This window comes from Lactobacillus sp. WILCCON 0059, from assembly GCF_057197985.1.
In genome coordinates this window covers 119,493-134,788 of the sequence record NZ_JBUBHN010000001.1, presented here as the reverse complement: position 1 = coordinate 134,788, position 15,296 = coordinate 119,493, and the positions used below count along the sequence as shown (strand labels likewise).

General features: G+C 51.4%; 11 protein-coding genes. 6 read left to right on the top strand and 5 right to left on the bottom strand.

Going from position 1 to position 15,296, the window contains the following annotated elements; genetic code table 11:
• The first annotated feature begins 298 nt into the window (after window positions 1-298).
• Window positions 299-2,185: a beta-glucoside-specific PTS transporter subunit IIABC gene (locus tag ACYVUT_RS00655; protein WP_484501348.1), complete on the top strand. Its 1,887-nt coding sequence runs from the start codon at window positions 299-301 to the stop codon at window positions 2,183-2,185.
• Window positions 2,186-2,318: 133 nt separating this feature from the next.
• Window positions 2,319-3,806 (top strand): glycoside hydrolase family 1 protein, encoded by a 1,488-nt coding sequence (locus ACYVUT_RS00650; protein ID WP_484499642.1) that lies wholly within the window; start codon window positions 2,319-2,321, stop codon window positions 3,804-3,806.
• Window positions 3,807-3,888: 82 nt separating this feature from the next.
• Here ACYVUT_RS00650 and aroD read toward each other — a convergent pair whose 3' ends face one another.
• From aroD to ACYVUT_RS00635, 3 genes are all read right to left on the bottom strand, one after another.
• Complete coding sequence (gene aroD / locus ACYVUT_RS00645; RefSeq protein ID WP_412136795.1) at window positions 3,889-4,647, bottom strand: type I 3-dehydroquinate dehydratase; 759 nt, start codon at window positions 4,645-4,647, stop codon at window positions 3,889-3,891.
• A gap of 35 nt (window positions 4,648-4,682) precedes the next feature.
• Entirely contained in the window at window positions 4,683-5,903 is a 1,221-nt protein-coding gene (locus tag ACYVUT_RS00640) for an MFS transporter (RefSeq protein ID WP_484499641.1), read from the bottom strand.
• A 102-nt stretch (window positions 5,904-6,005) separates the two neighbouring features.
• Window positions 6,006-6,941, bottom strand: a complete 936-nt coding sequence (locus ACYVUT_RS00635) for a shikimate dehydrogenase (RefSeq protein WP_484499640.1) — start codon at window positions 6,939-6,941, stop codon at window positions 6,006-6,008.
• Between the two features lie 182 nt (window positions 6,942-7,123).
• On the opposite strand from ACYVUT_RS00635, the gene ACYVUT_RS00630 reads away from it, so the two are divergent.
• Window positions 7,124-8,044, top strand: a complete 921-nt coding sequence (locus ACYVUT_RS00630; protein WP_484499639.1) for a LysR family transcriptional regulator — start codon at window positions 7,124-7,126, stop codon at window positions 8,042-8,044.
• 143 nt (window positions 8,045-8,187) lie between these two features.
• Here the strand turns inward: ACYVUT_RS00630 and ACYVUT_RS00625 are convergent, their stop codons facing one another.
• Window positions 8,188-9,972 (bottom strand): FAD-dependent oxidoreductase, encoded by a 1,785-nt coding sequence (locus ACYVUT_RS00625; RefSeq protein ID WP_439774688.1) that lies wholly within the window; start codon window positions 9,970-9,972, stop codon window positions 8,188-8,190.
• A 118-nt stretch (window positions 9,973-10,090) separates the two neighbouring features.
• The gene (locus ACYVUT_RS00620) at window positions 10,091-11,272 is read right to left on the bottom strand and encodes an MFS transporter (protein WP_439774687.1); all 1,182 of its coding nucleotides are present in this window, start codon (window positions 11,270-11,272) and stop codon (window positions 10,091-10,093) included.
• 217 nt (window positions 11,273-11,489) lie between these two features.
• Here ACYVUT_RS00620 and ACYVUT_RS00615 point away from each other — a divergent pair, with 217 nt between their 5' ends.
• The 3 genes from ACYVUT_RS00615 (at window position 11,490) to ACYVUT_RS00605 (ending at window position 15,226) form a co-directional block, all read left to right on the top strand.
• Window positions 11,490-12,236 carry a YczE/YyaS/YitT family protein gene (locus tag ACYVUT_RS00615; RefSeq protein WP_484499638.1) on the top strand — a complete coding sequence of 249 codons (747 nt, stop codon included), beginning with the start codon at window positions 11,490-11,492 and terminating at the stop codon, window positions 12,234-12,236.
• A 117-nt stretch (window positions 12,237-12,353) separates the two neighbouring features.
• The gene (locus tag ACYVUT_RS00610; RefSeq protein ID WP_484499636.1) at window positions 12,354-13,580 is read left to right on the top strand and encodes an MFS transporter; all 1,227 of its coding nucleotides are present in this window, start codon (window positions 12,354-12,356) and stop codon (window positions 13,578-13,580) included.
• A 722-nt stretch (window positions 13,581-14,302) separates the two neighbouring features.
• The gene (locus ACYVUT_RS00605; protein WP_484499635.1) at window positions 14,303-15,226 is read left to right on the top strand and encodes an L-lactate dehydrogenase; all 924 of its coding nucleotides are present in this window, start codon (window positions 14,303-14,305) and stop codon (window positions 15,224-15,226) included.
• Window positions 15,227-15,296 lie beyond the last annotated feature (70 nt).

Below are 15,296 nucleotides of genomic sequence, written 5' to 3'. Positions count from 1 at the left end.
AAAATTCCGCATTTTCTGTTGACAGCGCTTTTATGAAGCGTTATCATAATAAATGTCTTAAGCGTGTTACTGTTAAATCAGGCATGAACCTATCACGAAATCAGCCGCTGGCAATATCATTTGTCAGTCTTACTTGATTTACCGATAGGTTCTTTTTTTCGCTTAAACCAGGTGTGTTACTAGTTCGACTAGGCATGAACCCGCAAGCATATACAGGACTCTTTCTATCTTTTCCACGTGAAGAATCCTGGCTTGCGGGTTTTTATTTTGACAAATTGTAAAAGTGAGGATAACGATTATGGCAAAAAATTACGATGAACTAGCCAAAGACATCGTCGCGCACGTCGGCGGGGAAGAGAACGTCTCCTCCCTCAAGCACTGCGTGACCAGACTGCGCTTTGTGTTAAAAGACGAATCCAAGGCTGACACCGACTACCTGAAGAAGCGGGACGGGGTCATCACCGTTGCTAAAGCCGGCGGCCAATACCAAGTGGTTATCGGCAACGAAGTCGCCGACGTTTACGACGCGGTTCTCAGAAACTCCCACATCAAGGGGGTTGGGGAAGTCGCTGAAGACGACGCGGAAGACGCGCCTAAGGGCAACCTCTTCGACCGCTTCGTCGACTTGATCTCCAGCATCTTCCAGCCTTTCCTGGGCGTCCTCTGTGCCGCCGGTATGCTTAAGGGTCTGACTGCCCTCCTGGCTGCCACTGGGATGGCTTCCACTAACGGTATTTACATCATCTTCAACACCATGGGCGATGGGATGTTCCAATACCTGCCATTCTTCCTGGCCTTGACTGCTGCCCGGAAGTTCAGACTTGACCAATTTACCAGCCTGGCCTTGGCCGGGGCTATGCTCTACCCGACCTTGAGCACGACCGTTAAGGCGACTACTACCTTTTTCGGCCTGCCGATCAAGCTGCCTAGCGGCGGCTACTTCCAAACGGTGATTCCAATTATCCTGGCCGTTTGGTTTGCCTCCCTGGTTGAAAAGCGGATGAAGAAATGGATGCCAACTGACATCAAGATGTTTGCTGTTCCATTCTTCACCCTTCTGATCTCAGTACCTTTATCCATTCTCTTGATCGGGCCAATCGCCAACACCCTGTCAAACTGGGTTGGGGTTGCCTTCCAGGCTATTTACAAGTTCAGCCCAATGCTTTACGGGGCAGTTCTTGGTGGACTCTGGCAAGTACTGGTTATGTTCGGCCTGCACTGGGGTCTGGTTCCTCTGGCTATCATGGACTTTGCCCAAAAGGGCTGGTCAGTTCTCCTGAACCCGTCAGTTGCCGTCTGCTTCGCCCAAACTGGGGCTTTGGCTGCCATCATGATCAAGACCAAGGAAAAGAAGGTCAAGGAGCTTGCTACCCCGGCCCTGATTTCCTCAATCTTCGGGGTTACTGAACCGGCTATCTACGGGGTTACCCTGCCGATGAAGACGCCATTCATCATGACTTGTATCGCTGGTGCCATCCAAGGTATCTACTGCGGCTTAACCAACGTTACCGGCTACGCTATGGGTGGTATGGGGATCTTCGCCTTCCCTTCATACATCAACCCTAAGACTGGTTCATTTGCCAGCGTGATCAACCTGGCTATCTGCGCCGTCATCTCACTGATCCTGGGCTTTGCCTTGACCATGATGACCAAGGTTCCTCGCCTTTACGGGGAAGAAGAAACTACTCAAACTACTGAAGCTGCTCCAGCAGAAGCTCCTTCAGTAACTGTTGCCGGTGAAACTATCCTGGCCCCAGTTGCCGGTGAAGTTTGCCCGCTGAGCGAAGTAAAAGACGAAGTCTTCTCTTCCGGCGCTATGGGCGATGGCATTGCCATCAAGCCAAGCGAAGGGCTCTTGAAGTCACCAGTTGACGGCACGGTCAGCCTGGTCTTCCCAACTGGCCACGCTATTGGCCTGAAGAGCAAGAACGGCGCGGAAATCTTGATCCACATCGGCATGGACACGGTTGAACTTAACGGCGAAGGCTTCGAAGTCCTGGTCTCCAAGGACCAAGAAGTCAAGGCCGGCCAGCCACTGGTCAAGTTTGACCTGGACGCCATCAAGGCCAAGGGCTACGACCTGACCACGCCGGTCATCATCACCAATTCCAAGTCCTACCATGAAATTGGCGACAGCAAACTTAGCGCGGTTAAGGCCGGCGACCAGCTGCTGGCTCTGTCCTAGCGGCAAAACACTAATACATATTTCTCTCAAAAACGTTCATGGAAAGATTTGCCTCCGGCAAATCTTTTCGTGCATTAAACACAGGTAATATAGCTAGTAAAAATTAAAGCAATAACAGATAAGGAGACAAATCATGGCAAAATTTCCAAAAGACTTCCTTTGGGGCGGGGCCACTGCCGCCAACCAGTATGAAGGCGCCTATTTAGAAGACGGCAAAGGCCTCAGCACGGCCGACGTAATGACCAACGGCTCCCACACTGAAGCCAGAAAGATCACTTGGAAGAACCCGCAGACCGGGGAAAGCGGCTATGTGCCAATGGCCTTTGGCCAGTCAATGACCTTCCCGGAAGGAGCAGAACCGGCTGTTTTGGACGGCTACTACTACCCAAGCCATACGGCAACTGACTTCTACCACCACTACCAGGAAGATATCAAGCTGATGAGTGAGATGGGCTTCAAGTGCTTCCGCCTCTCCATCAACTGGGCCCGGATCTTCCCGAATGGTGACGACACTGAGCCAAACGAAAAGGGCTTGGAATTCTACGAAAAAGTTTTCCAGGAATGCCGCAAGTACGGCATTGAACCTTTGGTGACCCTGTCTCACTACGAAACTCCGCTCAACCTCTCTATCAAGTACAATGGCTGGACCAGCCGCAAGCTAATCGACTTCTTCGTCAACTACGCCAAGACGGTCATGCAGCGCTACAAGGGCCTGGTTAAGTACTACCTGACCTTCAACGAAATCAACATGATGAGCCTCAGCCCTTACATGGCAGCTGGTATTTTGACCGATGATGCCCAAAGCAAGGCCCAAGGCGCCCACAACCAATTCGTGGCCAGCGCTTTGACGGTCAAGGCGGCCCGGGAAATCGACCCGGAAATCAAGGTCGGCCAGATGCTGGCTTACGGCCCGGTCTACGCCTTGACGGCTGACCCGAAGGACCAATTGAAGGCCCTCAAGCAAAGCGACGCTACCCTCTTTTACAGTGACGTCCAGACCGGCGGCCGCTACCCAGACTGGATCTTGAAGAAATACGAAGCTGAAGGGATCAAGCTGGACGATGAAGACAGCGACTACGAGCTCCTGGCCCAGTACCCGGCTGACTTCCTCAGCTTCTCCTGCTACTCTTCATCCGTAACGACTACCCATGAAACTGGCGACACAGCTGGCGGCAACCTGGCTATGGGGGTCAAGAACCCTTACCTTAAGACCAATGACTGGGGCTGGACGATCGACCCTGACGTATTGCGGATCGCCTTGAACCAGCTCTGGGACCGTTACCACAAGCCGCTCTGGATCGTGGAAAACGGCATCGGGGTCAAGGACCAGATCAGTGAAGACGGCAAGATCCACGACCCGGAAAGAATCTCCTACCTGCAGCAGTGCATCTCTTCCATGCGCGACGCCATCAACCTCGATGGCGTTGATCTAATGGGTTACGAAATGTGGGGCTGCATTGACCTGGTTTCCGCCGGGACCGGTGAAATGCGCAAGCGCTACGGCTTTGTCTACGTTGACCGCGATGACAAGGGCGAAGGCAGCCTCAAGCGGATTCCAAAGGACTCCTTCTACTGGTACAAGAAGGTTATCGCCAGTGACGGCGAAGACCTAAGCGACTAAACAATCTCTCCCCACCAAAAAAGCTCCCGTATCGCGAGTGATACGGGAGCTTTATTTTCAAGAAAAGCGTTTCTCTTGGTTATTAGTGCAGTTCCAAGTAATTTTCAGCGTTTCTCAAGTCTTCGATTGACAATTGGCCAGGTGCTGAAGTCTTGCCAACGGCACCGAATGACAGGCAGGAGCCGAAGACTTGGCCGGCAATCCGGCTGACCTTGCCCAAGTCAGCCATTGCCATGGTGATGATTGGCGTTGAGAGTGCCTTGCGGGCGTCGTTAGTAGCGCTTAACAGAGTCAAAACGTCGTCAGCGCTGTGCGGCATGCAGGCCAGTTTTGGCACGTCAGCACCCAATTCAGCCATCTTCTTCAAACGGAATTCGATGACGTCCTTGGCTGGCACCTTTTCAAAGTCGTGGTTGCTCATGATAACTACCACGTTGTAGTTGTGAGCTTGCTTAACCAGGTCCTTGACTCTTTCTTCATCGTGGAAAAGTTCGATGTCGACCGCGTCACCCAAACGGTTGGTTACTACAGTAGCCACCAGGTCCAGGTATTCGTCTTCACCCAGTTCCAGGACGCCGCCTTCGTTCTTGGTTCTGAAAGTAACCAGGATCGGCAGTTCGCCGACTACGTCCCGCAAAGCCTTGGCCGTAGCGATCAGCTTTTCATTGTCCTTGATGCCGGCTTCGTAGTAGTCGATCCGCCATTCCATGATGTCCGGCTTGGCAGCCGCGATTTCCTTGGCGGAAGCCAGAATTTCTTCTTCAGTCACGCCAACGTTTGGCACGGCAATCTTTGGCAGGCCTTCGCCCAAAACAATGTTTCTAACTTTTACAGTAGTCATATTAATACCTTCTGTTTTTTGCTTTTTTAAAAAAATTACTTCTTCAGTGAACCAAACAGGTGCTTGTAACGGATAGCAATGATGGTCGTGTCCACGAAGCCCAGCAGGGCAACGATCACGTCAAAGAACATAACTTCTCTCATCCCTGGCAAAGCGTTGATGACCAAAGGAATAGTGAAGGAAGCGATTGAACCGGCAGTGTAGAAGAAACCAGTAACCGTCCCCTTGCCAGCTGGGAAGAAGTCGGCCATAACCGTCAAGCCCAGCTGCATTACGCCACCAGCGGCAAAGAAACCAACGGCGAAGGCCAGAATGCCCATCAAAACCGCGCTGGCTGGGTATGCCCACATCAAGAAGATGGCGATAAAGGCACCCAAAGTGTAGATTGGCACCAATTGCACTTCCTTGAACTTGCGGCCGATCACTGCAGTAAACAGGACGCAGCAGATTGAACCAAGTGAGTACCAGGAAACCAGGGCGTGGGCAGCGCTGTCGCTCATGTGGCTGATTGACTGCCCGTATTGGGTCAGCATTTGGCTGACCATGTAGAAGGTAGCTTGGGAAATGTAGCCATAAAGGATGAACAGGGTACCGTCCAGCCACTTGTTGGACTTGACTGCCGGCTTGTCGCTGTCAGCAGCTGCTGCTGCTTCAGCTTCTTCAGCCTTCTTTTCTTCAGCTTCAGCAACTGCCTTGGAGTCTGGGAAGGCACCCTTAAGGAAGTAGATGAAGGTGATAACCAGGATGGCAGCTGGAATCACGATTGACCAGCCGTACCATGCGCCGGCACTTGCCAGGCCACTGACGATGAATGGCAAGAGGAACTGAGCACCAGAGATGAAGGCCTTCAAAACAACGTTGGAAGTCCCCTTGGCATCTGGGAAGATTTCCATCAGGGCTGGGTAAGTACCAGTGTCCAGGAAGGAGTTGGCCATCCCGGCGCAGATCCCCAAGATGTAGGCCACAGTCACGCTCTTAGAGAAGAGCAGGCCGACGAAGAAGATCAGGTAGAAGACAATCCCCAGTTGCACGAATGGCTTTCTGCCGAACTTGTCAGACAGGATACCTGAGATCAAAAGGTTGATGATTCTCCCAACCCCCAAAGAGGAGACTACGGCAATGGCGCCGGTCGCGGTCGTGCCCCATTGGTGAGCCAAATTGGTGGCGTTTTGTGAGATGATGATAACGCCCATCCCGTGCACGAAGTAGTTCATGTACAGCATGAAGGCAGTCATCATGTACTTGTTCTTTTTCATGATTTTGTCCTTCCAAAAATACCTTCTGTCGGCGAGTATTCAGCTGCAGAAGGTATTGATTTAAACCAATTTCTATTAAATTTGCAGGTTAAAAATTACAGATTACTTGTTGGCATCCATGATTTCCTGGATGTAGTCGGTTGGCATTTCCTTGCCAGTCCACAGCTTGAAGGCAGCAGCGCCTTGTTCGATCATCATGCCGATCCCGTTGTAGATGTGCTTTACGCCAGCCTTTTCAGCGACTTCCATCAGCTTGGTCTTGCGTGGTGCGTAAACAGTGTCGGAAACAACCATGTCTTCGTGGAACCATGATGGGTCTTCAACCAAAGTCTGGTCTTGCAATGGGTTCATCCCTACGCTGGTAGCGTCGCAGTAGATGTCTGATTCAGCGATTGACTTCTTGAAGTCTTCCTTGTCTTCCAGGTGGTGAACGCTGGCCACGCAGTCAGTTTCCTTGTTGATGGTTTCAACGTTCTTGACTGCTTGTGCCCACTTGTCGTCGTCCTGGTTGAAGATGCGGATTTCCTTGGCGCCTTCCAGAGAAGCAGTAACAGCGATTGGAGTAGCGGCACCGCCGGCACCGGCCAAAGTGATAACCTTGCCCTTAACGTCTTGGCCGTCCTTCTTCAAGGCCCGCAGCCAGCCCATGCCGTCAGTGGTGTAGCCGGTCAAAACGCCGTGTTCGTTGACGATGGTGTTAACGGCGTCACACATTTGTGAAGTCTTGTCCAGCTTGTCCAGGTAAGGGATGACCTTCTTCTTGTTTGGCATTGAGACGTTTGACCCCCGCATGTCCAAGGTCCGGATAGCGTCGATAGCGCCTGGCAGCTTTTCGTTGTCGATTTCAAAGCAAAGGTAAGCCCCGTTCAAGCCCAACTTGGCAAAAGCGTTGTTGTGCATGGTTGGTGACATGGTGTGGCGGATCGGGTAAGCCATCAAGCCGACCAAAATCGTGTGCCCGTCAAGCCAGCCGGTGATTGGGCCGCTTACGCCTTGAATCTTCGTTTCTTCAATCTCGTTGTTTCTTTCGTCTGCCATTTCTGGAATCTCCTTTAAACTTTTAACAAGTTACTTTTTTCTCAATTCACTATTATGTTATCGTTTTCAGCCTTCGTGATAAATAAGGCAAAGCAAAATTATTGATAAAAGCATTTTATCAGTTCTTGTTTAACGGTATAATATAGGCATGGAAAAACTGTTGTGATGATTTGGAGGCAAATATGAACATTCGACATCTGCGTTTCTTCGTCGAGCTGGCCAAGACGGAGCACATGGCCAAGGCCGCTGAAAAGCTGGGCATCTCCCAGCCTTCCCTCTCCTACGCCATCAGCAGCATTGAGGAAGAACTCGGCGTACCCCTTTTTGAAAAAGAAGGCCGGAACATCCGCTTAACCAACTATGGCAAGATCTACCTGGAATACGTCAAGAGCGGTTTAAGCGACCTGGACCGGGGCGGCGAATACATTGCCGAATTGCTGGACGTCAACCGGGGTCATATCCGGGTCGGCTTCACCTTTACCATGGGCCAGGACTTGATTCCCCAGTTGATCTACAAGTTTAAGCAGGAAAAAGACACCAAGGACATTTCCTTCTCCTTCGTGCAGGGGACAACTGACGATTTGGTTGAACAGCTGGTCAATGATGACCTGGACCTGGTCGTCTCATCCGCTCCTGACCTGCCTGGCCTGGAGGACAAGGTCGACATCTCCCACCTGGTTGACCAGGAAATGCTGGCTGTCGTCCCCTTCTCCAATCCTCTAGCCAAAAAGGACTCTGTCTCCCTGGCTGATTTGGCCAAGTTCCCGATGATCTACTACAGCAAGCAAAGCGGCCTGCGCCAGCGCCTGGACAAGATGTTCGCTGAAGCCGGCGTGAAGCCGAAGATCGTCATGGAATCCATGGAAGACCACACTATCATCGGCTTCGTTCACTGGGGCTACGGGGTAGCTATCGTGCCGCATTTGCCCCAGCTGGACCCGCAGACGGTCAAGCTTTTGCATATTGAAAACAATGTCGGCGTTCACCCGATCTTTGTCGTGAAAAAGTCCGACCACTTCTTGACCCCGGCCGTAACCAGATTCGAACAATTTATCAAGTCTTACTGCCGGAAGCATTACAATAACGAACATAAACTCGTTTAACAAGAAAAAGCCCAAGCATCAGCTTGGGCTTTTTTAGCAAGTTTTTGTAAGGAAGATGGTTCCCGCGGCAAAAAAGGACAAAGTGTATATTTTCACATAGCCCCTTTTTGCCTTAGGAGGAAATTTGTGAATAGTTAGCAATGCTAGTGGCTGGCGCCGGAAGTTGCTTCTGGCTTAGGAGCCGGAGCGTGGCTGGCGCTGGTCACGGCGTCAAGCACGTAGTTGTTGGCATTGTCAGCTGCGGCCGTACCAGCAACGAAACCGGAAGCGTAGGACCAGGAGTTCATCATTGACGGCATTGAGTCCTTGCCGTTAGCCCCGCCAACCAGTTCACCAGCAGCGTAGAAGTTGGCAACTGGCTTAAAGTCGTTGTCCAAAAGCTGCATATCCTTAGTGGCTTCGTAGCCGCCCATGGTGGTGCAGAAACGGAGCTTTTGTTCAATGACGTAGTAAGTGTCGCCTTCAAGTTCATGCAGGAACTTGGCATCGCGGCCGAATTCCGGATCGCGGCCAGCCTTGGCGTATTCCTGGTAGTGGTCGAAGGTTTCCTTCAAGTTGCCGTAGTCGATGCCAGCCTTTTGCGCTACAGTGGCCAGGTCACCCTTGACCAGAACTGGGCTCTTTTTGCCATCATTGGCAAAGAAGCCTTGGACTTCTTCAGCAGTGAAGCCGTACTTAAGCATCAGTTCGTAGTAGCGGTCCCAAATCCGCTGGTCCATCAAGACAAAGCAAGTCTTGTCCTTTTCATTGGCGATCGCGTCACGGAAGTGGGTGTAAGGCAGGCTTTCGTTGACTACCCGCTTGCCGGCCCGGTTGACAAAAATTGCCCCCATGTCGCTGGCTTCCTTGGTTGAGTAAGTAGTCAATTTGGCAATGCCAGGTTCAACTTCCAAGCCGTGCGGGTAGACCTTGTACCAGTCCAGGTTCCGGGTAACCAGGTTCATGCCCTTGGCAAAGCCGAAGTAGTCACCGGTTGAGGTCATTGGCCCGTAGTAAGGAATATCAGTCTTGTGTTCCTTGAAGTCCTTGGCGCCCCAGCCACCGGCTGCTAAAACCAGAGACTTGAAGTTGACCGTGGTAGTTTGGTGCTTGCCTTCAGCAACCAGGCTGGTCAAGACGCCGGCAGGGTTCTTCTTCAATTCTTCAACCCGGGCGTCGGTCAACAGGATCCCGCCCTTGGCCTTGAAGGCGTCAGCCACCTTGGTTACGACTTCGTAAGAACTTTGGCTTGGCATTTCCACTTGCCGGTTGACGCTGTGTTCAATGGTCTGGGTTTCCGCCTTTTGGTAGGTCAAGCCAGCAAAGTCAGTGATAAAGTCGATGGCCTTGCCGATGTTGTCGGCCAGCAGATGGGACATTTCCGGGTAGTTGGTCCCCCGGCATTCTCTGGTAATATCGTCAAAAAGGCGCTGGGCTGAGTCTTCTTCAGCTAAAGAGCCAAAGATTTTCTTGGCCAGTTTTGACCCGGTAGCGGTCACGTTGGACCCGTTTAAGATTGAAGCCCCGCCGACATAGCCGTTCTTTTCCAAAACGACGACCTTCTTGCCCATGGACAAGGCCCGGCAGGCAGCGATGAGGCCGGCCATACCGGAGCCGACAACGGCCACGTCAACGTCCAAAGTAACAGCCTTGTGGCTTCTGTCAACTGGGCGGGGAGCTGGCTCAAGACCTGCTTCGTCCAGCGCCTTTTGGCCGGATTCCAGGATGGCCTTGGTCATGATGGTGGCCCCGGAAACAGCGTCAACGTTGAAGCTGTTGGCAGCCAGAACGTTGTCGCGGAGCTGGCCGAAGGCCTGGTTGAAGACAGCCTTGGTTTCTGAACTCTTGGTTACCTTGATATCGGCGATTTCCCGGTTTTCGATTTCGATGTCAAAGTCGATTTCCCCGTTACGGCCTTGTGCTTGCGCTTTAAGTGTTTCTTTGCTCATGAGATCTTCTCCTGCTAATCATTTTTCTACAATCGCTTTCATTATAAAAAGACCGGAAACTTAAAAAAATAAGTCCCGGTCTTTTTATTAATAGATCGTCTTTATTGAAAGTAGTATATTAATTAGTCTTGCCCTGCTTTTTCTGCCCAACCCGCTTAACCACGAAGGCCAAAGCCGTGCCAAGCAACATGTTGGCCACGTTCAAAAGCAGGATCAAACGCGGGGCAGCCGCGCCGGTCCGGGCCGTAATGGAAGCCGCCAGCTGGATGATGGCGAAATTGGCGAAGGCAGAGAAGAAACCGCCCCAAGACTGGACAGTCGCCTTCATGTCCGGGTACATCTGACCCAGGACGCTTTGGCCCAGCTGATAAAGGCCGCTGGCCGCGAAGAAGCCTACCGCCAGACTGGTCAGGTAGAGAATCTGCGGGGCCTTGATGAAGTAGGCCAAAAGCAGGCCAGCCGCGCTGAGCAGGGGGTACCAGATCAAAATGTCGATTTCCTTGACCCCTTTTTTAATGATAAAGGAGTTGAAGAGGACGGCAATTGAGGCCCCGACCGCGTAGACTGACTGCAAAGAGCTGGGGTTGGCGATCCCGTAGGACTTGGCCAGTTCCTGGTAGGTGTTGATCCAGAGCAGGAAGGCAGCCGTGGAGGTAAAGCCCATCAGAACCAGGCTCCAGACGCCCAGGTTGAAATCGTGCTTGGCTTTTTCCTGCTTTTTTGGACCGCTGACCTGGTCTGGATATGGTGAAAAGGCCAGAATCAAGGCCATGACGATGTACAAGATACCAGCCAGCATGAAGACGGTCCGGTAGCCAGAACCCAGAGCCGTCCCCAGCAAAATGGCTAAAGGCAGGCAGAATTGGCCGATATTGATGGCAAACTTGGACATCAGGCCCGCTACTGAGGCGCTTTCTGGGAAAATTTCCATCAAGGCCGGGAAGTTGGACGCGTTCAAGAAGGAATTGGCGATCCCGCCCAGGATCCCGATAATGTAGGCAACAGCAAAATTCGGAGCGTAAAGCAGGCCGATGTAGTAAACAGCCCAGAGCAAGTGGCCGATGACGGCTGAGGCCCGGCGGCCAAAGTGGTCTGAAATAGGGCCAGTGATCAAGATGGAGACGATCCCCCCGATCCCAACAGCGCTGACCACGCTTAGGACTCCGGAAATTGAAGAGTGCCAGAGGGAGGCAAACTGGGGCTTGAACTGGGCCAGAAGGGACATCCCGATCCCCATCATAAAGTATGAAAAGTAAACAGTAGAGGCCGTGGCGGCATACCGGTGCTTCTTAGCTGACATAGCTTTCACTCCTTTTGTTATTTTTCTCACTTTTCAGTATACCGTAAACCGCTTACATTTAATAATAAGTAATTTTATTTTATTGATAGATTCGTCCTATTGAAAATGCTTCTAAGCTTGCACTTGCTTTTATAGATAAATTCTATTGGATATATGATAATCAATAGACTAAAATTGTTAATACTAAATCAGTTGACTTTTTTCATTGAGGCATATTTTGGATATCAGCAAATCTCACTTTTCTCTCCATACTCTTTTGTCTTCCTTTAAGCCAAAAACAGGTGAAGGCTTTGACCCTCTGCCCCGCCGCCTGGCAGCTTTGGCGATCGGCCTGGTCTTGAACGCTTTTGGCAACGGGATCACCATTTCCAGCAATATCGGCACGGCTCCCTGGGGGGCGTCAGAGGTCAACCTGGCCCATATTTTCCACACCAGCATTGCCCTGGCCATGTTTTTGACCGGCTGCCTGGTAGCTCTGGTCAACCAGCTGCTCTTGCGGCGCTTCGACCTGCCCCGCTTTTTGGGTGAGGTCGTCTTTATCGCCTGCTTCAGCTACTTCATCAATTTGTTCACCAGCCTCTTTTCCGCCCTTGGCCTGCCGGGACTTCCTTTGCCTTGGCGGCTGGCGGCCGGGCTTTTTGGCATCATGACTTTAGGCTGCTCCATTTCCTTTTATCAAAGGGCAAACTTGATCATGCACCCCAATGACGACACAACCAACATTCTCCGCTTTCTCTACTGCAGAAACAAGGTCGTCCGGGCCCAGCTGATCAACTTCAGCGTACCGCTTTTGCTCACTGGCATCTGCTGGCTGATTACTGGCAAAATCTATGCTGTCAATATTGGCACCATCCTTTGCCTCCTGGTCAACGGGCCGATGATTGCTTTAGCTGACCGGCATCTTTGGCCCAGCCTCCACCACAATATCGCCCTGCCAAAGGCCATCAGCGACCGGACCGAGTGATTAAATAACGATTGTTTTTCAATAGTCCTTGACAATCTTAAGAAAAACGCAAATAATTGGTAACGATACAAAATAAGTAATGTCCGTGAGCATTAATTTTGGAGGTACAAGTTAATAATGGATAATACCAGCTCAATGTCCACTAACCAAAAGTGGGTTTTGGCCTCCATGTCTTCCGGCTTCCTGCTGGAAAACATGGACGTCATGTTCCTGTCATTCTCCCTGTCGGAAATCATCGCGCAGATGCACATCAGCTCCGCGGCCGGCGGCTGGATCGGAACCTTTACCAACCTCGGAATGTTCTTCGGTGGCGCGCTCTTTGGGCTGCTAGGAGATCGTATCGGCCGGGTCAAGACTTTCAGCTATACGATCTTTCTTTTTGCCATCGCGACTGGCTTAACCTACTTTGCCCACAACATCACCGCCCTCTATGCCCTCCGCTTCTTGGCCGGGATCGGGGCCGGGGGTGAATACGGGGTCGGGATTGCCTTGATCGCGGAAAACTTCCAGGCTAACCAAATCGGCCGGGCCAGCTCAGTGGCGGCCATCGGAGGCCAAATCGGGTCTATCGTGGCTGCTCTTCTGGCTGCCTGGATCATTCCGGCATATGGCTGGAATACTCTCTTCCTCTTTGGGGTAGTGCCGGTTGTCTTGACCTACTTTGTCCGCCGCCACGTCAAGGAAAGCGATGAATTTTTGGCCGCTCACAAAAAGGCGGAAGAAACGAGTGAAAAGATCTCCTTCGGCCGCTTGTTTGAAACGCCCCGCCTGGCTTTGCAGACCTTGGGCCTGATGGTTATGACGATCGTACAGATCGCCGGCTACTTTGGCTTGATGAACTGGCTGCCATCAATCGTGCAACAAAAGCAGGGCTTGTCAGTTTCTGGCTCTTCTTACTGGATGATCGCTACTATCATCGGCATGAGCATTGGGATGATGGTCTTCGGCACCATCATGGACAAGATCGGTCCCCGATGGGCTTTTGGCATCTTCCTTTTGGGCAGCGCGGTCGTGGTCTTTGCCATCGTCAATGTAACCAGCTACTGGGCCATGCTTTTGGCCGGAGCCTTGACCGGCTTCTTCTCCAACGGGATGTTCGGCGGCTACGGGGCGGTAATCAGCCAACTCTACCCGACTGAAATCCGGTCCACTGCCAACAACTTGATCATGAACACCGGCCGGGCCATTGGGGGCTTCTCTTCCGTCATCATCGGCGCCCTGATGGACCACTACAACCTGTACGTGGTTATGGGCTTCTTGTCCGCCCTCTACATCATCAGTTTCTTGGTCATGATCACCCTGCCAGGCCTCAAAGAAATCCAGGCCAAGAAGCGGGCTGCTTAAGGCAGGAAATACAAAAACTAGTAAGCAAACTAGAAAACAAACAAGAATTAGAATATCTACCATGTCACGGCTCCCATCTTGCTGGAGCCGTTTTCCTTTTGGTACCTACCTTTTAGAAAAGTTGACCAGATCACAAGCTTAATTATCTGCAGTTTTTCTTCTCTCCCAACCGCTTACAAAAAGCCCGCTTTTTTAATAATCAAAAAAGTAGGCATTTTTTTTGATTATTGAGATAAACCGTAGTACTATATTCTTCGAAAGTTATGCGGCTAGTTATTTTTCTCATTTTTTCTCCTTCAGTCGTTATAATTTTCGGTACTACTGACGGGTGGCGATCCGAGCATGCCACCGGTTGGTAAAACCTCTTAACAGGTTCTGGAGCGGCTGTTGCCATGCTTTTGCTTTTCTATTATGTTACTTGTTTTTTACAGGCAAGAGCCGGCTCTGAACTCAGATATGTATTTCAACATTTTTCGGTTCCTGTCTCTTACAGACAGACAAACTTATTTTTTCCTTACTCATCACATGCGGCGCCTCTACTCCTATCACTAACAGGCGCCGCCAAGCAAACTACTTTGTCGTAGCAAGCTTAAGTTTTATCACATCACATCACATTTCTAAGAAACGCAGTCCTCTGGGCCGCGTTTTTTATTTCCCGGGAAATATTTGACCCGAATTCAGTTATAATAAGGTTAACGAATTTCCTTGAGGGAGGAACAAATATGAATAGAAAAGTCCTGCTGGTTGGCGATGGTGCTGTCGGCTCCAACTTTGCCAACGATTTATTGCAAACGACGCGGGTGGACGAACTGGTCATCTGCGACTTGAATAAGGACCGGGCCGCGGGCGACTGCCTGGACCTGGAAGACTTGACCTACTTCACGGGCCAAACCAAGCTCAGAGCTGGCGACTACAGCGACGCGGCTGACGCTGACGTGGTAGTTATCACGGCTGGCGTGCCCCGCAAGCCAGGTGAAAGCCGCCTTGACTTGATCAAGAAGAATGAAGCCATCTTGAGGAGCATCGTTGATCCAGTCGTGGCTTCTGGCTTCAGCGGCATCTTCGTCGTTTCCGCCAACCCGGTCGACATCTTGACTACTTTGACCCAGAAATTGTCCGGCTTCCCGAAGAAGCGGGTCATCGGGACCGGGACTTCCCTGGACTCAGCCCGTTTGCGGGTGGAGCTGGCCAAGCGGCTGCAAGTGCCAATTGAATCAGTCAACGCCTGGGTTCTGGGCGAACATGGCGACAGCAGCTTTGAGAACTTCTCAAGCGCCGTGGTCAACGGCAAACCCTTGCTTGAATATCCGGGCATGACGGAAGAAGCCTTGGATGAGATTGAAGCCCACGTCCGGGAAAAGGGCGGCGAGATCATCGGCAAAAAAGGCGCGACCTACTATGGCGTAGCTATGATGCTGGCCAAGATCGTAGCTGCCATTTTGGAAAACAACGACCTGGCCCTGCCTCTTTCTGCTCCATTACATGGGGAATACGGGATCAAGGATGAGATCTACCTGGGCACCCTGGCCATCATCAACGGGCAAGGGATTAGCCACGTGCTGGAATTGCCGTTAAATGACAGCGAATTGGCCAAGATGCAGGCTTCAGCCGCGACAATGAAGGCTACCCTGGACTCTTTAGAATAAACAAAATAAGCGTGAAGCAAGTTTTAACTTGTTTCATGCTTTTTATTTTGTATGCTATTTTTTCTTTTCC

Coding starts and splice junctions, on each gene's coding strand:
- ACYVUT_RS00655 (WP_484501348.1), top strand. CDS start 299: ATGGCAAAAAATTACGATGAACTAGCCAAAGACATCGTCGCGCACGTC.
- ACYVUT_RS00650 (WP_484499642.1), top strand. CDS start 2,319: ATGGCAAAATTTCCAAAAGACTTCCTTTGGGGCGGGGCCACTGCCGCC.
- aroD (WP_412136795.1), bottom strand. CDS start 4,647: ATGACTACTGTAAAAGTTAGAAACATTGTTTTGGGCGAAGGCCTGCCA.
- ACYVUT_RS00640 (WP_484499641.1), bottom strand. CDS start 5,903: ATGAAAAAGAACAAGTACATGATGACTGCCTTCATGCTGTACATGAAC.
- ACYVUT_RS00635 (WP_484499640.1), bottom strand. CDS start 6,941: ATGGCAGACGAAAGAAACAACGAGATTGAAGAAACGAAGATTCAAGGC.
- ACYVUT_RS00630 (WP_484499639.1), top strand. CDS start 7,124: ATGAACATTCGACATCTGCGTTTCTTCGTCGAGCTGGCCAAGACGGAG.
- ACYVUT_RS00625 (WP_439774688.1), bottom strand. CDS start 9,972: ATGAGCAAAGAAACACTTAAAGCGCAAGCACAAGGCCGTAACGGGGAA.
- ACYVUT_RS00620 (WP_439774687.1), bottom strand. CDS start 11,272: ATGTCAGCTAAGAAGCACCGGTATGCCGCCACGGCCTCTACTGTTTAC.
- ACYVUT_RS00610 (WP_484499636.1), top strand. CDS start 12,354: ATGGATAATACCAGCTCAATGTCCACTAACCAAAAGTGGGTTTTGGCC.
- ACYVUT_RS00605 (WP_484499635.1), top strand. CDS start 14,303: ATGAATAGAAAAGTCCTGCTGGTTGGCGATGGTGCTGTCGGCTCCAAC.